Annotated in this window: 19 protein-coding genes; 6 read left to right on the top strand and 13 right to left on the bottom strand. The window is 65.7% G+C overall.

Going from position 1 to position 20,283, the window contains the following annotated elements:
• Positions 1 to 174: 174 nt before the first annotated feature.
• Positions 175 to 1,014 carry a universal stress protein gene (locus OE647_RS01700; protein ID WP_263719856.1) on the top strand — a complete coding sequence of 280 codons (840 nt, stop codon included), beginning with the start codon at positions 175 to 177 and terminating at the stop codon, positions 1,012 to 1,014.
• A gap of 55 nt (positions 1,015 to 1,069) precedes the next feature.
• On the opposite strand, the gene fnrL is transcribed toward OE647_RS01700, so the two are convergent.
• Positions 1,070 to 1,816 carry a transcriptional regulator FnrL gene (gene fnrL, locus OE647_RS01695; protein ID WP_263719855.1) on the bottom strand — a complete coding sequence of 249 codons (747 nt, stop codon included), beginning with the start codon at positions 1,814 to 1,816 and terminating at the stop codon, positions 1,070 to 1,072.
• A gap of 63 nt (positions 1,817 to 1,879) precedes the next feature.
• Here fnrL and hemN point away from each other — a divergent pair, with 63 nt between their 5' ends.
• Positions 1,880 to 3,235 (top strand): oxygen-independent coproporphyrinogen III oxidase, encoded by a 1,356-nt coding sequence (gene hemN / locus OE647_RS01690; protein WP_263719854.1) that lies wholly within the window; start codon positions 1,880 to 1,882, stop codon positions 3,233 to 3,235.
• A gap of 7 nt (positions 3,236 to 3,242) precedes the next feature.
• On the opposite strand, the gene OE647_RS01685 is transcribed toward hemN, so the two are convergent.
• The 6 genes from OE647_RS01685 to OE647_RS01660 all read right to left on the bottom strand — a co-directional run bounded on the left by OE647_RS01685 (position 3,243) and on the right by OE647_RS01660 (position 10,861).
• Complete coding sequence (locus tag OE647_RS01685) at positions 3,243 to 4,460, bottom strand: glycosyltransferase (protein WP_263719853.1); 1,218 nt, start codon at positions 4,458 to 4,460, stop codon at positions 3,243 to 3,245.
• Positions 4,461 to 4,464: 4 nt separating this feature from the next.
• A complete protein-coding gene (locus OE647_RS01680; RefSeq protein ID WP_263719852.1) occupies positions 4,465 to 6,051 on the bottom strand; it encodes an ABC transporter ATP-binding protein in 1,587 nt (528 codons plus the stop codon).
• Positions 6,048 to 7,151 (bottom strand): ABC transporter permease, encoded by a 1,104-nt coding sequence (locus OE647_RS01675; RefSeq protein ID WP_263719851.1) that lies wholly within the window; start codon positions 7,149 to 7,151, stop codon positions 6,048 to 6,050. Before OE647_RS01675 ends, OE647_RS01680 begins: the two co-directional genes overlap by 4 nt.
• Positions 7,151 to 8,245: a microcin C ABC transporter permease YejB gene (locus OE647_RS01670; RefSeq protein ID WP_263719850.1), complete on the bottom strand. Its 1,095-nt coding sequence runs from the start codon at positions 8,243 to 8,245 to the stop codon at positions 7,151 to 7,153. The genes OE647_RS01675 and OE647_RS01670 overlap by 1 nt, the downstream gene beginning before the upstream one ends.
• A gap of 16 nt (positions 8,246 to 8,261) precedes the next feature.
• Positions 8,262 to 10,169, bottom strand: a complete 1,908-nt coding sequence (locus tag OE647_RS01665; protein ID WP_412174918.1) for an extracellular solute-binding protein — start codon at positions 10,167 to 10,169, stop codon at positions 8,262 to 8,264.
• 164 nt (positions 10,170 to 10,333) lie between these two features.
• Positions 10,334 to 10,861 carry a c-type cytochrome gene (locus OE647_RS01660; RefSeq protein ID WP_263719848.1) on the bottom strand — a complete coding sequence of 176 codons (528 nt, stop codon included), beginning with the start codon at positions 10,859 to 10,861 and terminating at the stop codon, positions 10,334 to 10,336.
• A gap of 121 nt (positions 10,862 to 10,982) precedes the next feature.
• Between OE647_RS01660 and OE647_RS01655 the strand changes: the two genes are divergently transcribed.
• Positions 10,983 to 11,816 (top strand): prephenate dehydratase, encoded by an 834-nt coding sequence (locus OE647_RS01655; RefSeq protein WP_263719847.1) that lies wholly within the window; start codon positions 10,983 to 10,985, stop codon positions 11,814 to 11,816.
• A 1-nt stretch (position 11,817) separates the two neighbouring features.
• On the opposite strand, the gene OE647_RS01650 is transcribed toward OE647_RS01655, so the two are convergent.
• The gene (locus OE647_RS01650) at positions 11,818 to 12,297 is read right to left on the bottom strand and encodes an SRPBCC family protein (RefSeq protein WP_263719846.1); all 480 of its coding nucleotides are present in this window, start codon (positions 12,295 to 12,297) and stop codon (positions 11,818 to 11,820) included.
• A gap of 28 nt (positions 12,298 to 12,325) precedes the next feature.
• Positions 12,326 to 13,285: an NAD(+) diphosphatase gene (gene nudC / locus OE647_RS01645; RefSeq protein WP_263719845.1), complete on the bottom strand. Its 960-nt coding sequence runs from the start codon at positions 13,283 to 13,285 to the stop codon at positions 12,326 to 12,328.
• 215 nt (positions 13,286 to 13,500) lie between these two features.
• Here nudC and OE647_RS01640 point away from each other — a divergent pair, with 215 nt between their 5' ends.
• Together OE647_RS01640 and OE647_RS01635 are read left to right on the top strand one after the other, a co-directional pair.
• Positions 13,501 to 15,480, top strand: a complete 1,980-nt coding sequence (locus OE647_RS01640) for a bifunctional 2',3'-cyclic-nucleotide 2'-phosphodiesterase/3'-nucleotidase (RefSeq protein WP_263719844.1) — start codon at positions 13,501 to 13,503, stop codon at positions 15,478 to 15,480.
• A gap of 67 nt (positions 15,481 to 15,547) precedes the next feature.
• On the top strand, positions 15,548 to 15,889 hold the full coding sequence (locus tag OE647_RS01635) for a hypothetical protein (protein WP_263719843.1): 342 nt from the start codon (positions 15,548 to 15,550) through the stop codon (positions 15,887 to 15,889).
• A gap of 103 nt (positions 15,890 to 15,992) precedes the next feature.
• Here OE647_RS01635 and OE647_RS01630 read toward each other — a convergent pair whose 3' ends face one another.
• The 4 genes from OE647_RS01630 to OE647_RS01615 all read right to left on the bottom strand — a co-directional run bounded on the left by OE647_RS01630 (position 15,993) and on the right by OE647_RS01615 (position 19,438).
• Positions 15,993 to 17,234 (bottom strand): saccharopine dehydrogenase family protein, encoded by a 1,242-nt coding sequence (locus OE647_RS01630; protein ID WP_263719842.1) that lies wholly within the window; start codon positions 17,232 to 17,234, stop codon positions 15,993 to 15,995.
• Positions 17,235 to 17,287: 53 nt separating this feature from the next.
• Positions 17,288 to 18,382, bottom strand: coding sequence for a carboxynorspermidine decarboxylase (locus OE647_RS01625; RefSeq protein ID WP_263719841.1), 1,095 nt, complete (start codon positions 18,380 to 18,382; stop codon positions 17,288 to 17,290).
• 83 nt (positions 18,383 to 18,465) lie between these two features.
• Positions 18,466 to 19,170, bottom strand: coding sequence for a winged helix-turn-helix domain-containing protein (locus tag OE647_RS01620; protein WP_263719840.1), 705 nt, complete (start codon positions 19,168 to 19,170; stop codon positions 18,466 to 18,468).
• Between the two features lie 28 nt (positions 19,171 to 19,198).
• A complete protein-coding gene (locus OE647_RS01615; protein WP_263719839.1) occupies positions 19,199 to 19,438 on the bottom strand; it encodes a hypothetical protein in 240 nt (79 codons plus the stop codon).
• A 224-nt stretch (positions 19,439 to 19,662) separates the two neighbouring features.
• Here OE647_RS01615 and OE647_RS01610 point away from each other — a divergent pair, with 224 nt between their 5' ends.
• Entirely contained in the window at positions 19,663 to 20,163 is a 501-nt protein-coding gene (locus tag OE647_RS01610) for a hypothetical protein (RefSeq protein WP_263719838.1), read from the top strand.
• The last annotated feature ends 120 nt before the right edge of the window (positions 20,164 to 20,283 follow it).

The following is a 20,283-nucleotide window of genomic DNA, read 5'->3' as shown; positions in this document are numbered from 1 at the left end:
GGCCGCCCGGCCTGCCCGCCCGATCCCCCGGACCGATAAGTCCTTGAGCGCGCGCGCATCCCGGCAGCACCCCGGAACGGCGGGCCAAACGCGCGGAGGCACTTGATCCGAATCAAGGTGGCCCCTCCTACTGTCCCCTAGGTTCAGGGCAAACGCGCTCACGGGAGGCCGGACATGGGCTACAAATCGATCCTTACCATCGTCACCGATCCAAAACTTTCGGCCACTCAGATCGACGCGGCCGTCGCGCTCGCCCGGAGGGAGGACGCGCATCTGGACATCCTCTGCCTCGGCATCGACCGCGCGCAGACAGGCTATTACTACGCCGGCGCCACGGCAGCGCTGCATCAGGAGACCTTCGAATACGCCCGCGCCGAAGCGGCGGAGATCGAGAACGCCGTGCGTGCCCGCATGGCCTCGGAGGAGATCCGCTGGGCGGTAGATACCGTCGTGACCCAGATCGCCACGCTGACCGAGCCCGTCGCGGTGGAGGCGCGCTTCTCGGACCTCGTGGTGCTGCCGCAGCCCTATGGCGGCAAGGACCAGCACGATCTTGAAGCCGTGCTTGAGGCGGCGCTCTTCGACGGGCGCGCGCCGGTCCTGGTCCTGCCCCCGGCTGGCCTCAGCGCCACGCCGCCGCAGCGCATCGTGATCGCCTGGAACCAGAGCGACGAGTCCCTGATCGCGATCCGCGCCGCGCTTCCGATCCTCAAGGCGGCCTCGATCGTGAACATCACCGTCATCGACCCACCGAGCCACGGGCCGGAGCGGTCGGACCCCGGCGGGCTGCTCTCGCAGTTCCTGGCGCGCCACGGGGTCAAGACAGAGGTGTCCGTGCTGGCCAAGACGCTGCCCCGCGTGTCGGAGGTCCTGTGCCGCCACGCCCGCGACATCGATGCGGACATGATCGTCATGGGCGGCTACGGGCATTCCCGCTTCCGCGAGGCGATCCTGGGCGGGGCGACCCGCGACATGCTGGAAATCGCCCAGATTCCGGTGCTGATGGCGCACTGAACGGGCGCCGGAAATCCGGTCTATCGTATGCGCTGGCCGTCAGGCCGGCGCGCGATCAGGGCAGATAGCCGCCGTCGGCATCATCGCCGGCTTCGTCCAGAAGCAGGTCGTAGTCGGGCACGATGACGTGGCGCTTGCCCTCAAGCTCGATGACGCCGTCGCGCCGGAGCGCGGACATCTGCCGGCTCACGGTTTCGAGCGTCAGGCCAAGGTAGTCGGCCATCGCCTCGCGCGTCAGCGCAAGGTCGAAGGCCATGCGCCCCGAGGGCGTGCGCAGGTTGAGGCTCGCGTCCCGCCGCGCGACGATCGCGAGCAGGCTCGCGATCTTTTCCCGCGCGGTCTTGCGACCCAGAAGCAGCATCCATTCGCGCGCCGCGTCAAGTTCGTCCAACGTCATCTCCAGCAGCCGCTGGGCGATGTGCGGCGTCCGGCCCATCAGGTCCTCGAACGGCTTCTTGCGGAAGCAGCACATCAGAAGATCGGTCGTGGCGGTGACGTTGTAGGGGGCATTGGGGCGGCCCGGGCGGCCGACGAAGTCGGAGGGCAGCAGAAGCCCCACCATCTGCGTCCGCCCGTCTTCGAGCGTCTGGGTCAGCGTAGCCACGCCGGTCACGACGGAGGCGACGAAATCCATGCGATCTCCCGCCCAGACGACCGTCTGGCCCGGCTCGAAGCTGCGATAGTATTTGATCGCATCGAGCTGCGCCAACTCATCGGTCTCGCAGCGGGCACAGACCGCGCGATGACGGATCGGACAATCGCCGCACCGCGGGGCGATGTTGGGAACTTCGTGGAGGCTCATGTTCGCGCGTATCTTTGATCTACGTCAAGGATTTTGCCCATCATAGCCCTTAACGCTACCGACATGAAACCCATTTCCGAACTTGCGCGGCTCGGACTTTTCGATGCGCGCGTGCCCCGCTATACGAGCTACCCGACCGCCCCGCATTTCTCTAATGTGGTGACGGATCAGGATTTTTCCGGCTGGATCGGGGCAATCCCCGAAGGCTCGCGAATCTCACTCTACCTTCATGTGCCCTTCTGTCGCAGGCTGTGCTGGTTCTGCGCCTGCCGGACACAGGGCACGCGCTCGGAAGAGCCGGTTCGCGCCTACGCGGAGGTGCTGAAGGCCGAGCTTCAACTGCTGAAGGACCGCCTGCCGGCCGGCGTGACGCTGTCGCGGCTGCATTGGGGTGGGGGGACGCCCACGCTTCTGCCGGCGGATGAAATCGAGTCGCTGGCCAAGGCGATCTTTGCAGTGGCGCCCCTTGGCAAGGATGCGGAGTTCTCGGTCGAGATCGACCCGAACGAGATCGACGACGCCCGCCTGGACGCGCTTGCCGCGGCGGGGATGAATCGCGCCTCCATCGGGGTGCAGGACTTCGACCCGATCATTCAGAAGACGATCGGCCGCGATCAGAGCTACGAGGTCACGCAGAAGGCGGCCGAAATGATTCGGGCGCGCGGCGTCCGGTCGCTGAACGCGGATATCCTCTACGGTCTGCCCCATCAGTCGGACGCGCGGATCAGCGACAGCGTGAAGAAACTCTTGTCGCTGTCGCCTGATCGCGTGGCGCTTTACGGCTATGCGCATGTGCCCTGGATGGCGCGCCGTCAGGTGATGATCCCCTCCGACGCCATGCCCAAGCCAGAAGAGCGGCTGGGCCTGTTCGAAACCGCCCGGGATCTGTTCCTCGCGGCCGGCTACGAAGAGATCGGCATCGACCATTTCGCCAAGCCCGAGGATGGGCTGGCCGTCGCCGCGCGCGAAGGCCGCCTGCACCGCAACTTCCAAGGCTACACCGACGACACCGCGGAGGCGCTGATCGGCCTCGGGGCTTCCGCGATCTCGCGGATGCCGCAGGGTTACGCGCAGAACGCGCCCTCCACCTCCGCCTATATCAAGGCCATCCGCAGCGGGAACTTCGCCACCGTCAAGGGCCACGCCTTCGACCGGGAGGACCTGCTGCGCGCGCGCATGATCGAGGCGCTGATGTGCGATTTCCGCATCGACAGCCGCGAGCTTCTCGGGCGGTTCGGCACGAGCCCGGAGCGCTTGGCGGAGCTTTACTCCGTCCCCGCGCATGAGTTCGACGGGATGGTGGTGGTCAATGACGAAGGCTTCGCCATCCCCGAACGCGGGCGGCCGCTGACCCGGATGATCGCCCGCGCCTTCGACGCCTACGACCTTTCAAAGGCCGGGCACAGTTCGGCGGTCTGACCCCAGGTCAGGCCCGCCGGATGTCCGCGCTTTCGACAAAATCGATCAGTCGGGGAAGGCAGACGGTCTTGAGGTCATAGCGCGCGCGTGCCGTGTCCCGCGCGGCCCGGCGCAAGGGCGCCTGCGCCGCCGGATCGGCCAGCGCCCCGATCAGCGCATGTGACCAGCCGTCGATGTCGAAAAACGGCACCAGGCGCCCGTTGACGCCGTCGCGGATCACCTCTTCCACCGGCGGGGTCGCGGAACCGACGACCAGTGCGCCCGCGGCCATCGCCTCGATCATCGACCAGGACAGGACGAAGGGATAGGTCAGGTAGGCGTGGACGCGCGTCACCTGCATCAGCGCGACGAAGCGCGCGTGGGTGATCCGCCCGACAAGGTGAACCCGTGACCGATCGATCCGGCCCGCGACCTCCTCCAGGAAGCGATCCCGCCAGCTGCCACTCTCTGGCCGTCCGCCGTAGCTTTGCCCATCCGCGCCGACGATGACCACCTGCGCCTCGGGCCTTGCGGCCAGCACCGCCGGCAGGCCGCGCATGAACAAATGATAACCGCGATAGGGTTCGAGGTTGCGGGCCACGAAGCTCAGGACCTCGTCCCCCGGGCGCAATGTCGGCCCGCCGGGAAGATCGAAGCACGCCTGCGGATCGGGGCGCAAAACATCGGTGTCCACCCCGTCGTGGATCACCGCGATCTTCTGGCGCAACGGTTCGGGGAAGGTCGAGGCCTGAAACTCCGTAGGCGACAGTGCGGCATCGGCATCCTGAAGCGCCATCAACAGATGCGCCTTGCGCGCGGTCGTGGACAGGCGCGCGCCAAGGCTATCCGTCGAAAACTCCGGATCGAACCCGGCATCGAGGCCCGTCGAACGATAGAAGAACTCCGCATAGGTCAGGATGCGGACATCCGGCCAGACCTCGCGCAGGAACAGCGGCTCCCCCCAGCCGCCATGGGCGAAGATCACCTCGGGTCGGTAGCCCTGCGCGTCCAGCGCCGCACAGGCGCGGGCGACGCGATGCCCGCGGTCGCAGGCGCGCGCATAGGTGCGTGCCAGGCCCGGCACCTCGGGCCCGTCTGGACTGGGATAGCAGAGCGTCCGAACGACGCGGGGCCGGGTGTTGGCCGCGTCGGTCAGCGCCAGAACGTCGTGCCCGCGCGCGGCAAGGGCCGGGGCAAGGTGCAGGAACTGCCCCGGAAAGTTCTGGTGAATGAAAAGGATCCTCAAGGGGTCACCCCCCGAACGCGGCCGCCATCAGTTCGCGTGTATAATCCGTCTCCGGCCTTTCGAAGATCTTAGCACTGTCGCCGGATTCGACGATATCGCCCTTCCGCATGACGATGATCTTGTGCGACAGCGCGCGCACGACGCGCAGGTCGTGGCTGATGAACAGGTAGGCCAGCCCGTATTTGCGCTGCAACTGGCGCAAAAGCTCGACGATCTGCACCTGCACGGTCATGTCGAGCGCCGAGGTCGGCTCATCCAGCACCATCACCTTTGGACGCAGGATCATCGCCCGCGCGATGGCGATGCGCTGGCGCTGGCCGCCGGAAAATTCGTGCGGGTAGCGCCCCATGGTCGCGGGGTCGAGGCCAACCTCGGTCATGATCTCGGCCACCATCTCGGTGCGGTTGCGGCCCGGTTCGACGCCATGGACGCCCAGGCCCTCGGCGATGATCTCTTCGGCGGTCATGCGCGGGCTGAGGCTGCCGAACGGGTCCTGGAAGACGATCTGCATGTCGCGGCGCAGCCGGCGAAGCTCGCCCGCGGTCCAGCGGGTAATGTCCTGGCCAAGGTAGATGACTGGCCCGGCCGCCTCGATCAGGCGCATGATGGCAAGCGCAAGTGTCGTCTTGCCCGACCCGCTTTCACCCACGATGCCGAGCGTTTCACCGGCACGGACCGACAGGGTGGCGTCGTTCACGGCCTTCACATGGCCGACGGTCTTGCGCAGGAAGCCGCGCTGGATCGGGAACCAGACCCTGAGGCCCTCGGTCCGGATGATCTCCTCGGCGCCCTGGGGCACGGGGTCGGGGCGGCCCCTAGGCTCGGCGGCCAGAAGCTTCTGCGTGTAGGGGTGCTGCGGATTGGCGAAGATCTCCGCCACCGGGCCCTGTTCCACGATCGCGCCGCCCTGCATCACGCACACGCGGTCGGCGATGCGCCGCACGATGTTGAGATCGTGGGAGATGAACAGAAGGCTCAGCCCCTCCTTGCGCTTCAGGTCTGCCAGCAGTTCAAGGATCTGCGCCTGGATCGTGACATCGAGCGCGGTGGTCGGCTCGTCCGCGATCAGGAGCTCCGGCCCGTTCGCCAGCGCCATGGCGATCATCACCCGTTGGCGCTGCCCGCCCGACAACTGGTGCGGATAGTCCTTCAACCGCCCCTCGGCATTGTCGATGCCGACGTTGCGCAACAGTTCGACCATCCGCGCCTGCGCTTCCGCCCCGCTCAGCCCCTGATGCAGCAGAAGGCTTTCGCCGATCTGCTTTTCCAGCGTGTGGAGCGGATTGAGTGAGGTCATCGGCTCCTGGAAGATGAAGCTGATGTCATTGCCGCGCACCTTGCGCAAAAGCGGCTCGGGCGCGCCGACCATTTCCTGGCCGAGGTAGGTGATGGACCCGGCGATGGCCGCGTTCCCGCCCAGAAGCGCCACGGTCGACAGCGCCGTGACCGATTTTCCCGACCCGCTTTCCCCGACAAGCGCCACCGTCTCGCCCTTCTTGACGGTGAAGCTGACGCCCTTCACCGCCTCGATCATCCGTCCGTCCTGGCGGAACTGCACCGACAGGTCGCGCACCTTCAGCACTTCGGTCATTGGAAGGTCTTCCTCGGGTCGAAGGCATCGCGGACGCCTTCGAAGATGAAGACCAGGAGCGACAGCATGATGGCGAAGGTGAAGAAGGCGGTGAAGCCGAGCCAGGGCGCCTGAAGGTTCTGCTTGGCCTGAAGGCTGAGCTCGCCCAGAGAGGGCGCCGAGGATGGCAGGCCGAAGCCCAGGAAGTCGAGCGAGGCGAGCCCCCCGATCGCCCCCGTCACGATGAAGGGCAAAAGCGTCACGGTCGCGACCATGGCATTGGGCAGGATGTGGCGGAACATGATCACCCGGTCGGGCACGCCCAGCGCACGGGCGGCGCGGACGTACTCGAAATTGCGCGCGCGCAGGAACTCCGCCCGGACAACACCCACGAGCGCCGGCCAGCCGAAGAGGATCGAGACCACCACCAGAAGCCAGAAACTTCGCCCCAGGATCGCGAAGAGGATGATGATGATGTAAAGCGAGGGCGTGCCGCCCCAGATCTCGATCACGCGCTGGAAGATCAGGTCGGTGCGACCGCCGAAATAGCCCTGGACCGCGCCCGCGATGATGCCAAGGATGCTTGCCCCGGTCGAGACGATGATCGCGAAAAGGATCGACAGGCGGAAGCCGTAGATGATCCGCGCCAGCACGTCGCGCGTGGTGTCGTCGGTGCCCAGCCAGTGATCGCCATCCGGCGCCGAGGGCGCGGTGCCCACGTTGTTGATCGTGTTGTAGCTGTAAGGGACCGGCGGCCAGAGAAGCCATCCCGCCACCACCGGCTCGCCCGCGAATTCACCGTCGGCGGCATCCGCCATCACCCCTTCGGGATCGTCGAAGCAATCGACGATCCCGCCGGTCTTGATCAGACACTGCACCTCCGGGTCGCGGTAGATCGCCTCGGTCTTGAAATCGCCGCCAAAGGCGGTTTCGGGGTAGAAGCTGTAGATCGGAAACCGAAGCTCCCCCCGGTAGCTGACGGCGATCGGCTTGTCGTTGGCGAGCACCTCGGCAAAGAGAGACAGGCCGAAGAGCGCCGTGAAGATCCACAAGGCCCAGAAGGCCCGCCGGTTGGCCTTGAAGTTGCGCCAGCGGCGCTGGTTCAGCGGCGAAAGGCGCATCAGCCCACCCTCCGCTCGAAGTCGATCCGGGGGTCGACGAAGACATACATCAGGTCCGACACGATCCCGATCACCAGCCCCATCAGGCCAAAGGCATAAAGCGTGCCGAAGACCACCGGGTAGTCGCGCTGCAACGCGGCCTCATAGCCCATGCGCCCCAGCCCATCGAGCGAGAAGATGATCTCGATCAGGAGGCCGCCGCCGAAGAGGACCGCGAGGAACAGCGAAGGGAAGCCCGCGATCACGATCAGCATCGCGTTGCGGAAGACATGGCCGTAAAGCACGCGCCCCTCGGTCAGGCCCTTGGCACGCGCGGTCAGCACGTATTGCTTGTTGATCTCGTCCAGGAAGCTGTTCTTGGTCAGCAGCGTCAGCGTCGCGAAGCCGGAGATGGTGGAGGCGATGACCGGCAGCGCAATGTGCCAGAAATAGTCCAGCACCTTGCCGATCAGGCTCAGATCCTCCCAGTTGTCGGAGGTCAGCCCGCGCAGCGGGAAGATGCGCCAGTAGCTGCCGCCCGCGAAAAGCACGATCAGCATGACCGCGAAGAGGAACCCCGGGATCGCGTAGCCGACGATGATCGCGCCCGAGGTCCAGGTGTCGAAGGACGTCCCGTCCTTCACCGCCTTGCGGATGCCCAGCGGGATCGACACCGCATAGGCCAGAAGCGTGGACCAAAGGCCCAGCGTGATCGACACCGGCATCTTCTCGATCACCAGGTCCACGACCGAGATGGAGCGGAAGTAGCTTTCGCCGAAATCGAAGCGCATGTAGTTCCACATCATGTTGAGGAACCGCTCAAGCGGCGGCTTGTCGAAACCGAACTGGACCTCAAGTTCCTTGATGAACTCGGGCGGAAGGCCGCGGGCGCCGACATATTTGTCGCCCCCGCCGCCGCCCGCCATCTCTTCCGCCTGGCCGCCGTCGCCGCCCCCGGTGATGCCGCGCAGCACGTCGCCCTCGCCCTGGATCTGGGCCAGGACCTGTTCGATCGGGCCGCCGGGCACAAACTGGGTCAGGGTGAAGTTGACCACCATGATCCCGATCAGCGTCGGGATCACCAGCAAGAGCCTGCGCAGGATATAGGCGCCCATGCCCTCTGCCGTCCGCTCAGTTCAACGCGCCGGCCGACTTGAGCGCGGCGGCCCTGTCGGCGTCGTACCACCAGAAGCTGAGCTCGCCCAAGGCGAAGGGCGGCAGCGGGTCGGGGTGCCGATACATGTCGTAATAGGCGACGGTGTAACTGTCCTTGAACCACTGCGGCACCCAGAAGCGGTGAGCGCGCAGCACCCGGTCCAGCGCCTTGACCGCGACGTGCATCTCGTCCTTGCTTTGCGCCGCGATGACCTTCTCGATCAGCGCATCGGCCGCCGGATCGGACAGGCCCATGGTGTTGAAGACATCCGCCAGCCCCTCTGTTCCGAAATACTGCTTCAACCCTGCCCCCGGCTCGTATCCCGTGGGGAACTGATCGGTGATGATGTCGAAATCGAACGAGGCCGCCGCGTTCGCCGCGTCCGGGCGCACCCGCTTGGTGTATTGCGCCGGGTCGACCCGGTTCAGTGTCGCGTCCACGCCCAGCGCGCGCAGGTTCTCGATGAACGGGTTCACGATACGGTCGAAGGCGGGGTCGTCCTCCAGGAACTCGATCGACAGCATTTCGCCCCTGGCATTGCGGCGTATGCCGTCGTCGCCGACGATCCAGCCCGCCGCCTCCAGAAGCGCCGCCGCCTTGCGCAGGTTCTTGCGGTCGAGTTGACGTTCGCCCGAGACCGGCGCCATGGCCGGCTCCTGATCCAGCACGCCCGGCGGAAGCTGATCCTTCAACGGCTCCAGCAGCGCCAGTTCCTCGGGCGAGGGCAGGCCCTGGGCCGCAAGCTCACTGTTTTCCCAGAAGGAATTGATGCGCCGGTAGAGCCCGTAGAAGAGTGATTCGTTCGACCATTCGAAGTTGAACATCAGCCCGATCGCCTCGCGCACGCGGGGGTCCTGGAACTTTTCGCGGCGCAGGTTCAACACGAAGGACTGGCCGTTCGCGATGTTACCGTGCTTGAGCTCCTGCTTCACCAGCCAGCCCTTTTCGACCGCCGGGATGTCATAGGCGGTCGCCCAGTTCTTCGATGAGTTCTCGTTGCGGAAGGTGTAGGCCCCCGCTTTCAGCCCTTCGAGCGCCGAGGTCGCATCGCCGAAATACTCGATCCGGATGCGGTCGAAATTGTTCTGGCCGATGCTGATAGGCAGGTCCTTGCCCCAGTAATCCGGGTTGCGCTTGTAGATCACGCGCTGGTTCACGTCGAAGCTTTCGAGGACGTAGGGACCCGAGCCAACCCCCGGCTCCATCCGGCTTTCGTCAAGCTTCGCGCCGGTCTTCTCGAACCAGGCCTTCGACATCACGGGCAGGCCGCCCGCCATCTGGATCCGTTCGCGCGGGGAGCTTTCGGGCTTGAAGACGTACTTGATCCGGTGGTCGTCCAGGACCTCGACGCTCTCGACGTATTCCGCGAGCACCGTGCGGAAGGAGATCAGCCCCTCGTCGCGGAACAGCGCATAGGTGAAGGCCACATCCTCCGCCGTCATGGGGCTGCCGTCGGAAAACCGGGCCTCGGGGCGCATGTGGAAGATGACCCAGGCCTTGTCCTGCGGGTACTCGATGGTCTTGCAGATCAGGCAATACATCGCGCCGACCTCGTCGGCGGTCCCCACCATCATCTCCTCATAGGCGATATTGGCCAATGCGGCGGCGCGGCCCTTCTGCGTGTAGGGATTGAAACTGTCGAAGGTGCCGAAGGTCGCCTCGGAGATTTCCCCGCCCTTGGGCGCATCCGGATTGACGTAATCCAGATGCTTGAAATCGCTCGGGTATTTCGGCGCGTCGCCAAAGGTCGTGATGGCGTGGGAGGTGATGACCGTCCCCTCCGCCCGCAGACCGGAGGGCGCTGCAAGCGCGAGCACCGCCGCCAGCCCGAGCGTCAGGCGGGCCCCTGTCTCGGATCGGCCGGAGGACGCGTCCGCGACCATCACCTTGCGCTTCATACCGGCAACCTCCCCTTCGGACCCTGGCCCCTCCCAAGCTAGAAGCGCGCGCGGCGGGCTTCAAGTTGCGAATACGTGAGCTTCGGGCGAATGCAAAAGCAAAGGCCGCCCCGAAGGGCGGCCCCGTGATCCTGTCTCGCGCGCCGCGCTCAGCCGCCCAGCGATTGCAGATAGGCGATCAGGTTGACGCGGTCCTCTGCCTTGGGCAGGCCGGCGAAGGACATCTTGGTGCCCGGCACAGCGCCCTTCGGGTTGGCGAGGAAGGCGTCCAGTTCGGCCGGCGCCCAGGTGCCGCCATGCGAACCCATCGCGTCGGAATAGCTGAAGCCCGCGACCGAGCCCACCGCGCGGTCGACCACGCCGTCGAGATGCGGGCCGGTGCCGTTGCTGCCATCGGTCTTGTGGCAGGCCTTGCACTTGCCGAAGACCTTCTCGCCCGCGCCGGCATCGGCCGCGGCGAAGAGTTCGTCGAAGCTCGGGCCTTCCTCGGCCGCCGCCGCTTCGCCGCCTTCCGAGGCGCCGGTGTCGATCGTGTAGGCCTGCGCGACCTCCTCGTCACCATGGCTTTCAGCCCCGGTGTGGTAGAGCGATTCCGCCGCCCAGTTGCCCAAAAGGAAGATCAGCAGGGCGCCGCAAAGCGCACCACCGGCCTTCGTTACAGTCATCGTGTCGAACATGTCGCGCCTCTACCCTGGCATTTTCTCGCCGGTATCTATCCGCTTCCACTGTCCTGTTTCAAGGTATAGTTAGCGCGACGTAACGCCCCCGGTCGCGGGGCCACGTCAAGGAGCCACCCGCATGACCGGTCGGATCGCCTTCCAGGGGGAACCCGGAGCCTATTCGCACGAGGCCTGCCGCAAGGCGCGCGCCGACATGGAAGCGGTGCCCTGCGCGACCTTCGAGGACGTGATCGACACGGTCAAACGTGGTGACGCCGACCTTGCGATGCTGCCGGTCGAGAACTCGACCTACGGCCGGGTGGCCGACATCCACCACCTTCTGCCCGAATCCGGCCTGCACATCATCGACGAGGCCTTCGTGCGCGTGCACATCAACCTTCTGGCCGTGCCGGGCACGAAGCTGGAGGAGGTCGAAAGCGCCATGAGCCACACGGTCCTTCTGGGCCAGTGCCGCGGCTTCCTGCGCAAGCATGACATCCGTCCGGTGACGGGCGCCGACACCGCGGGCTCGGCCCGCGCGGTGGCGCAGATGGGCGATCCGAAGATGGCCGCGCTCGCCTCGGAACTGGCCGGCGAGATCTATGGGCTGGACCTTCTGGCGCGTCATATCGAGGACCGGGCGCACAACACCACGCGCTTCCTGGTGATGTCGCGGGCGCCGGACCTGACGCGGCGCGGCACTTCGGGCATGATGACCAGCTTCGTCTTCCGCGTCCGCAACATCCCCGCCGCGCTTTACAAGGCGATGGGGGGCTTTGCCACCAACGGCGTCAACATGACGAAGCTCGAAAGCTACATGGTGGACGGTAGCTTTTCCGCCACCCAGTTCTACGCCGATATCGAGGGCCACCCGGACGACGACAATGTCCGCCTGGCGATGGAGGAGCTTGAATACTTCTCCTCCTCGATCACGGTCCTGGGCGTCTATCCCGCCGACCCCGGACGCAACTGAGTCACTGCCAGGGGTTCGCGCCGGTCCTGTGCCAGCGTTCGATGCCGCGGCAAAGTTCGGCGATCCGGCGGTCGAAGCGACGCTCCAGCCCTTTCTTGCCGAAGCGCATGGAATTGAGAAGGAAGCGCGCCGAAAGGCTGCGCGGCTTGACCTCCAGCGCGGTGCCCAGCCGGCTGCGGCCCGCCCCGATATCCTGCGGCGTCATCGTCAGCGTCATCTCGAACCCGCCGATCGTGCCCAGGACGCTCAACAGGTCGCTGGGCTTCATCGACTGGATCTCGACCACGAGGTTGCGCGCCTTGCCGCGGTGCTGGAAATCGACCTCCCAGGCCGATCCGACGCCTGCGGCGGGCAGGCTGTCACGCCGCACCACGGCGGCGTCGCGGCGCAATGCCGCGCGTTCGAGCGTCTCGAAATCGGTGATCTTGGCGAAAACGACGGCCGCCGGAACCGCGATCTCCTGCGAGGTCGTGAACTTCATCGGCAATTCCTCCTGCGGTCTTTTCGCGTCAATCCAGGCGGTCGGCAAGCCAGTTTCTGAGCAGGAACCCGGCGATCGCCCCGCGACGCGGCGCGCGGATCTCCGGGTGTTCTCCGGCGAAGGCGCGGGCGATCTCCTCGCGGCTGACCCATCGGGCATCCTCAAGCTCTTTCGGGTCCAGCGTGATCGCCGCGTCCAGCGCCTCGCCCGCCGCGCCGAGCATGAGCGAGGAGGGATAGGGCCAGGGCTGGCTGGCCAGGTAGCGCACGCTTCCCACGCGAATGCCGGCTTCCTCGTGGACCTCGCGGCGGACGGCGGCCTCCATCGTCTCGCCGGGCTCCATGAAGCCCGCAAGGCAGGAATACATCCCCTCCGGCCAGCCGGGCGAGCGGCCCAGAAGCACGCGGTTGCCCCGCGTGATCAGCATGATCACAACGGGGTCGGTGCGGGGAAAGTGATGGGCGCCACAGGTTGCGCAGGTCCGCTGCCATCCGGCCATCGCGACCGCGCTTTCGGCCCCGCAGGACGAACAGAAACGGTGGCTGCGATGCCAGCCGATCAGCCCCTTCGCCGTGGCCGCGCATTCCGCGTCACGGGGCGACAGATCCGCCATCACCCCGCGCAGCTCAACGAAGCGGTGACCGTCCGGAAGGCCGGGATGATGCTGTTCGCTCGCATCGAAGAAGCTGCCTTGCGCGGGGCCCTCCCCATCCTCGGGCTGCCAGGCCGATAGGTCGATGGCAAAGCGCGGCCCGGCCTCGTCCATGCCGAGGAAGATCGCGGGCTCCCCGTCCGCCAGCGCGGGAAGGCCGGTCCCGACCCAGCCCAGATCCGATGTCCCCGCGAAAGAAGGCTTGCCGCGCCAGACCGGCAGGACCCGCGCTGTGGAGCTGCGCCATAGCGCCGCGATGCGCGCCGCATCGCCCCGCATCTCCGCCGCCCGGTCCAGGCCCGAGCCGCCGAATGTCACCGTCTCCGCAATCCGCATCCGCCCGATCCTCCGGCGACATGCCTTGCATGGGCGCGACCGGGTTGCAATCTCCGACGCGCGCGCCGAGAGCCCGGGTCGATGGATTTGCACCCTGAAATGCACGCGGCACGCCAGTCGCCGGTTGGATCGGCTGGCGAGGTGATCTAGGATCAGGCATTGACGGTTTAAGTGACACGAGAAACGTGCAATTTCCGAACTATCGGAGTGCCCACATGCCGCATTTCACATCGCCAGCCCTGACCCGCCGAGGTTTCCTTGCGGGCACCGCCGCAGGAACCTCCTTGATCGCGCTCCACCCCTTTTCCGCCTTCGCCGCCAGCAACCAGGCCCATCTGCGGATCATGGAAACGACGGACCTGCACGTCCATGTCTTTCCCTATGACTACTATTCCGACAGGCCGGTCGATACCGTGGGTCTCGCGCGCACGGCGGCGATCATCGAGACGATCCGCGCCGAGGCGACCAACGCGCTTCTGGTCGACAACGGCGATTTCCTGCAGGGCAACCCGATGGGCGACTACATCGCCTATGAACGGGGCATGAAGGAAGGCGACCTGCACCCGGTCATCGCGGCGATGAACACGCTGGCCTTCGACGCCTCGACGCTTGGCAATCACGAATTCAACTACGGGCTCGATTTCCTGATGAAGTCGCTCGCGGGGGCCAGCTTCCCGGTCGTTTCGGCCAATATCTCCAAGACGCTTGGCACCGCCCCGCGCCAGGATGAAACGCTGCTGAGGCCCTATGTCATCCTCGACCGCAGCGTGACGGACGGGGCCGGCCAAAGCCATCCGATCCGCCTGGGCCTGATCGGCTTCGTGCCGCCCCAGGTGATGACCTGGGACCGCCGCCACCTGGAGGGCAAGGTCGGCGCCCGCGACATCGTCGCCGCCGCGCAAGCCTGGGTTCCCCAGATGCGGGAGGAAGGCTGCGACCTGGTCGTCGCGCTGAACCATTCCGGCATCGGCGCCGCCGAGCATGAGGAGGGGATGGAGAACGCCGCCGTGCCCTTGGCCCGTGTCGAGGGGATCGACGCGATCCTGACCGGGCACAGCCACCTCGTCTTCCCCTCCCCCGCGTTCGAGGGGGTCGCCGGGGTGGACGCGGCGCGCGGTACGATCTCGGGCAAGCCGGGCGTCATGGGCGGTTTCTGGGGATCGCATCTAGGACTGATCGATCTGCTTCTGGAACGCGACGGCAACGCCTGGCGTGTCGTCAACTTCACGACCGAAGCGCGCCCGATCTATGAGCGGGGCGAGGATCGCAAGGTCACGCCGCTTGTCGACAGCGTGGAGACCGTCCTCGCCTCGGTCCAACAGCAGCATGACGAGACGCTGGACTACATCCGCCGCGCGGTCGGCAAGACCGAGGCGCCCTTGCATTCCTACTTCGCGCTGGTGGCCGACGACCCCTCGGTCCAGATCGTCTCCATCGCCCAGCGCTGGTACATCGAAGAGATGATGAAGGGCACGCCGCACGAGGGGCTGCCGGTCCTGTCCGCAGCGGCCCCGTTCAAGGCCGGCGGGCGCGGCGGGCCGGATTATTACACCGACGTGCCCGCAGGCGATGTCGCGATCAAGAACGTGGCGGATCTTTACCTTTACCCCAACACGATCCGCGCCGTCCGCGTGACCGGCGCGCAGGTCAAGGACTGGCTGGAACGCTCCGCCGGGATCTTCAACCAGATCACGCCCGGCATGGCCGATCAGGTGCTGCTCAACCCCGACTTCCCCTCCTACAACTTCGATGTGATTGATGGCGTAAGCTATGAGATCGACCTGTCCCAGCCCTCGAAGTTCGGCCCGAAGGGGGAGGTGCTGAACCCAGGTTCCAGCCGCATCGTCAAGCTCAGCCATGCCGGAGGGCCCGTCGATCCAGCGGCGGAGTTCATCATCGCCACCAACAATTACCGCGCGACCGGCGGCGGCAACTTCCCCGGCGCGGGCGGCGATACGGTGGTCTTCGAGGGGCCCGACACCAACCGCGACATCATCGTGCGCTACATCCACGAACGGGGCAGTATCAACCCCGCGGCCGACGGCAACTGGCGCTTCGCGGCGATGCCGGGGACCAGCGTGCTTTTCGACACCGGCCCACGCGCGGCCGATCATATCGCCGACCTGAAGGGCATGGTGATCGAGTCGGCGGGCGACGGACCGGACGGCTTCATGCGCCTGCGCATCTCGCTCTAGGCCCCCGGGCCTCGACAGCCGCATCGCCCGCGGGCATAAGGTTGGCCAAGCGGATGAAGGGGTCGAGATGTTCAAGTGGGTGATCTTGCTGATCGTTCTGGGCGCGGGCGCGGCCTGGCTGACCAAACCCGGCGAGGCCGCCTTTGACGACATGCTGCGCGCACGCCTCGAACGGCAGATCGCAACCCAGGATGTGGGCACCCAGGATGACCCGATCGCGGCCATCGCGCTCGTCGTCTGCAAGCTGCGCCCTTCGGGCTGTTTCAAGATGGTCCGCGAGGGGCTTGAGGTCACGGTCGAGGATCGCGTCCTTTATACCCGGCTCCGCGCCGACGGCTTCGGCAAGCGCACGGTTTGCACCGGCGCCTTCACCAAGCTCTGGTGTCACGAGGTCAGCGCAGAGCGGTAATCCGATCGGCGTGAGGCAGGCGGCGCGAACATCCGGCGCCAGGACGCAAAAGGCGGCACCCTTTCGGAATGCCGCCTTCGGTTTTCAGACCCTGCGCCTGCGATCAGGCGAAGTCGACCGGACGGTCGCCGTCCGCATCCTTGACCCGCGTCGGCAGCCCGATGCGGTTCAGAAGGCTGATGAATGGCTTGGGGTCGAGGTCCTCGACGTTGGCCATCTTCTTCACGTCCCAGGTGCCGTTCGCGACAAGGATCGCGGCAGCGACCGGCGGAACCCCGGCGGTGTAGGAGATCCCCTGGCTGCCCACTTCCTCGTAGGCTTCCTTGTGGTCGGCGACGTTGTAGACGAAGACCTCGGCCGGCTTGCCGTCCTTCGTGCCCCTCACAAAATCACCGATGCAGGTCTTGCCGGTGTAGTTGGGCGCCAGGCTCGCCGGGTCGGGCAGAACGGCCTTGACGACCTTCAGAGGGATCACCTCTTGCCCCTCGGCGGTCTTGACCGGCTGCTCGGACAGCAAGCCTAGGTTCTTCAGCACCGTGAAGACATTGATGTAGTGATCGCCGAAGCCCATCCAGAAGCGCACGTCGGCCTCAGGGAAGCGGGCGGAGAGCGAGTGCACCTCGTCATGGCCGGTCATGTAGGCCTTCTGCTTGCCGACCACGGGCAGGTCCCACTCCTGGCCGACCTCGAACATCTTGTTCGATTGCCACTGACCGTTCTGCCAGGAATAGACGGTGCCGGTGAACTCGCGGAAGTTGATCTCCGGGTCGAAGTTCGTGGCAAACCACTTGCCGTGCGATCCCGCGTTGATGTCAACGATGTCGATGGAGGCGACGGTATCAAGGTATTCGTCCGCCGCCAGGCGCGCATAGGCGTTGACGACGCCCGGATCGAAGCCCACGCCAAGGATCGCCGTCACGCCCGCCTGTTCGCAGGCCTCGCGCTTCTTCCACTCGTAGTTGCCGTACCAAGGGGGCGACTCGCAGATCTTTTCCGGGTCCTCATGGATCGCGGTGTCCATATAGGCCGCACCCGTCTCGATGCAGGCGTCGAGCACATACATGTTCACGAAGGCGGAGCCGACGTTGATCACGATCTGCGCCCCGGTCTGACGGATCAGTGCGACGACGGCGGCGGTATCCATCGCGTCGACCGCATGCGCCTCGAACGTGCCGGGCACCTTCATCGCGCCCTTCTCGTGGACGCTGGCGATGATGGCGTCGCATTTCGACTTCGTGCGGCTCGCGATATGCAGATCGCCCAGCAAATCGTTGTGCTGCGCGCATTTATGCGCGACGACCTGCGCGACGCCGCCGCCGCCGATGATTAGCACGTTCTTTTTCACTTCGGCTGTCTCCTTGTTCCCAGAGGCCAGTGGAAGGGGCGCGTGTAACACGCTCACGACAGGCTTGAGGCGTAGTCCTCATAGCCAAACTCGCGGACCAGACGGATGCTGCCGTCCAGTTCCTTGATGGCGATCGACGGCATGTTCACGCCGTTGAACCAGTTCTTCTTCACCATCGTGTAACCCGCCGCATCCGCGACGGAGATGCGGTCGCCGACCGACAGCGGACGCTCAAAACGCGCATCGCCGAAGATGTCGCCCGCCAGGCAGGACTTGCCGCAGATCTGGTATTCGTGGTCGCCCGACTGCGGCAGCTTCGCCTTTTCGCGGTAGATCAGCAGGTCCAGCATATGCGCCTCGATCGAGCTGTCGACGATGGCCAGGTCCTTGCCGTTGTTCAGCAGGTCCAGCACCGTTACCTCAAGCGAGGTGGAATCGGTGATCGCCGCCTCGCCGGGCTCCAGGTAGACCTGCACGCCGAATTTCTCGGAAAACGCCTTGAGCCGGGCGGCAAGGTCATCGACCGGGTAGCCCTCGCCGGTAAAGTGGATGCCACCGCCGAGGCTGACCCACTTCACCTTCTCCAAAAGCGGGGAGAACTCCGCCTCGATCCGGCCAAGCTGCTGGTCAAACAGGTCGAAGTCGCGGTTCTCGCAATTGTAGTGGATCATGAAGCCCGAGATTCGGTCGATCACGCCCGCGATCTTGACCGGGTCCCACTCGCCCAGACGCGAGAACGGGCGCGCCGGGTCAGCGAGGTCGAAGCCGGAGGTCGAAAACCGCGGGTTCAGCCGCAGCCCCCGCTCGATCCCCGCCGACTGGTTGTCGAAGCGTTCAAGCTGGCCGATGGAGTTGAAGATGATCTTGTCGGCGTAGCCCACCGCCTCGGCGATCTCATGATCCGCCCAGGCAACCGAATAGGCGTGGGTTTCCTTGCCGAACTTCTCGCGGCCGAGCCTCAGTTCAAAAAGCGAGGAGGAGGTCGTGCCATCCATATGGTCGCGCATCGTGTCGAAGGCAGACCAGGTCGCGAAGCACTTCAGCGCCAGAAGCGCTTTGGCCCCGGAACCCGCGCGCAGGCGGTCGATGGTCTCCATGTTGCGAAGAAGCTTCGCCTTGTCGATGAGATAGAAGGGTGTCTGAAGCACGGGCAGCCCCCCAAAACCGGCAAACGAGGCGTCCGTATAGGACCCCCCGCCCCCCGACGCAAGGCCCCTGACGCAAGGGCGATTCAGATCATCCGGATCGCGTCCTTGTTCACCGCCAGCATATAGCCGCGGCGCGCGATGTTCTTGACCAGAAGCTCCGAAACGATCTGATTGCCCAGCGCATCGCGCAGCCGCTTGATGCGGACCGCGCCCGCGGCCTCGTCACAATCGACGGCCTTGCGGCCGGTGATCACGGCCTCGATCTCCGCCCCTGAAAGCACGTCATCATCCATCCGCGCCTCGGCCAGAACGGCCAGGGTCTCGATCGCGGCGTCGGTCAGCTTGAACTCCAGGTCGTTCAGCACCACCGCCTTCTCACCCCGGCTGATCAGAAGCGAGGAAACCTGGATGCCCTGACGCTGGATCTCCACCATTCGCCGGTTCAGCGCGACGATCATCACCAGGAACACCAGCGCCGCGATCAGAAGCGCCGCCGCGAAGATCATCAGGATGAAGATGACGACCCGGTAGCTCGTCAGAACCTCGGAGAATGTCGTGCCCGACTGCGCGAGGACCTCCAGAAGCTTGATCTGCTCGCCCGTGGTCAGGGCGTCGTTCTCGATGAAGATGCGCTCGACCCGGGCGTTGAAGGCATTCGCGTCGGGCAGCGAGAAGAACAGGAAGCCCGCCGCCAGGACAAGCGTCGCCACGATCCCGGCGATGCCCCAGATGACAACGCGGTTACCGGCCTTGAGCGCCACCTGGGCGGTGTTGGGATAGTCGGACACGGAGGGCGGATTCCCTGACTAGGCGATATCAGCCGAGAATGGCAACAATCGCCAGAAGGGTCCAGCCTTCCTTGGCAAGCTTCGGCGCGAGCGCGGCCGCCGCCGCGTCCTTCGAGCCGCAGGCGCTGTCGGGCAGCGTCGCCTCGCCGGCCATCAACTGCAGGGGGTTGTCCTGCTTGGCCTTGTACTTGACCGTGCAATCCGCAAGCGCGGGACCCGCGACCGTCAGCGCGGCAAGGGCGGCTAGGGTGAAGATCGTGCGTTTCATGGTCTCAGGCCCGTTGCTAGGGTTTGCTGCCGGGGTTGGCTTGCATTCAACCTGCGATAGCCAACCTGCGATGGTAGGGCCCGTTAATCAATATCAAAGCCCCCGGCATGGGGTGTTATCGAATATCGGCGGGGCGTAATTGCTTGCCGCGGCCCATCTGCCCCATCTCTGTCCCATCACGTCGCGGCCACCGCCGCCCGACGACCGAGAGTACGGAGAGAGAGATGAAACACCGCATCACCGCCGCCATCGCCGCCGCCGCCATCGCGCTGGGTTCGGCCGCCCCGGTTCGCGCAGAAGAGGGCGATTTCCTCAAGCTTGCCATCGGCGCCGTCGGTGTGGGCCTGCTGGTCCACGAACTGGACAAGAAGAACAAGGAAGAGATCCGGAACGAGGAAATCCGGAGAAGGGGCGAGATCGAGAACGTCTCCGACGACGAACACTTGCACCACTGGCTCCCCGGTGACGACTGGCGCCGCGACCGCAAGTTCTTCGAGCACAAGCATCGCGGCAAGATCATTCCGCAGCAGTGCATCTTCGAGGGCAAGATCCGCGGCCGCTGGCGGGACGTCGTCTCCGAACGCTGCATGGAAAAGGTGGGGGCGAGCCGCCGCCTGCCGCGCGAGTGCCGGGTCGAGGTGCGTGCCCGCGGCGACCGTCGCCAGGCCTACGGGCTGAGATGCCTTGAGCATCACGGCTACCGGGTGGCGCGCGGGCGCTACTGACCAATTCCCCGATAATCGAGCAGCCGGGCGTCTCCCCTTCGCGCACCGGAAACCTGGCGGGCGCTTCGGCGTCCGCCTTTTTCATGCGCGCCCGGGGCCTCGCCATGGCACGCGGCTTGC

The sequence above is a fragment of the Albidovulum sediminicola genome, assembly GCF_025751575.1.
Lineage (GTDB): Bacteria > Pseudomonadota > Alphaproteobacteria > Rhodobacterales > Rhodobacteraceae > Albidovulum > Albidovulum sediminicola.
Note: the sequence above shows the minus strand (reverse complement) of the source record. Positions and strands in the feature narration are given on the sequence as shown.

Excerpts from the sequence above, each read along its gene's own strand:
- OE647_RS01700 (WP_263719856.1), top strand. The coding sequence starts at position 175 with ATGGGCTACAAATCGATCCTTACCATCGTCACCGATCCAAAACTTTCG.
- fnrL (WP_263719855.1), bottom strand. The coding sequence starts at position 1,816 with ATGAGCCTCCACGAAGTTCCCAACATCGCCCCGCGGTGCGGCGATTGT.
- hemN (WP_263719854.1), top strand. The coding sequence starts at position 1,880 with ATGAAACCCATTTCCGAACTTGCGCGGCTCGGACTTTTCGATGCGCGC.
- OE647_RS01680 (WP_263719852.1), bottom strand. The coding sequence starts at position 6,051 with ATGACCGAAGTGCTGAAGGTGCGCGACCTGTCGGTGCAGTTCCGCCAG.
- OE647_RS01675 (WP_263719851.1), bottom strand. The coding sequence starts at position 7,151 with ATGCGCCTTTCGCCGCTGAACCAGCGCCGCTGGCGCAACTTCAAGGCC.
- OE647_RS01670 (WP_263719850.1), bottom strand. The coding sequence starts at position 8,245 with ATGGGCGCCTATATCCTGCGCAGGCTCTTGCTGGTGATCCCGACGCTG.
- OE647_RS01665 (WP_412174918.1), bottom strand. The coding sequence starts at position 10,169 with ATGGTCGCGGACGCGTCCTCCGGCCGATCCGAGACAGGGGCCCGCCTG.
- OE647_RS01660 (WP_263719848.1), bottom strand. The coding sequence starts at position 10,861 with ATGTTCGACACGATGACTGTAACGAAGGCCGGTGGTGCGCTTTGCGGC.
- OE647_RS01655 (WP_263719847.1), top strand. The coding sequence starts at position 10,983 with ATGACCGGTCGGATCGCCTTCCAGGGGGAACCCGGAGCCTATTCGCAC.
- OE647_RS01650 (WP_263719846.1), bottom strand. The coding sequence starts at position 12,297 with ATGAAGTTCACGACCTCGCAGGAGATCGCGGTTCCGGCGGCCGTCGTT.
- nudC (WP_263719845.1), bottom strand. The coding sequence starts at position 13,285 with ATGCGGATTGCGGAGACGGTGACATTCGGCGGCTCGGGCCTGGACCGG.
- OE647_RS01640 (WP_263719844.1), top strand. The coding sequence starts at position 13,501 with ATGCCGCATTTCACATCGCCAGCCCTGACCCGCCGAGGTTTCCTTGCG.
- OE647_RS01635 (WP_263719843.1), top strand. The coding sequence starts at position 15,548 with ATGTTCAAGTGGGTGATCTTGCTGATCGTTCTGGGCGCGGGCGCGGCC.
- OE647_RS01615 (WP_263719839.1), bottom strand. The coding sequence starts at position 19,438 with ATGAAACGCACGATCTTCACCCTAGCCGCCCTTGCCGCGCTGACGGTC.
- OE647_RS01610 (WP_263719838.1), top strand. The coding sequence starts at position 19,663 with ATGAAACACCGCATCACCGCCGCCATCGCCGCCGCCGCCATCGCGCTG.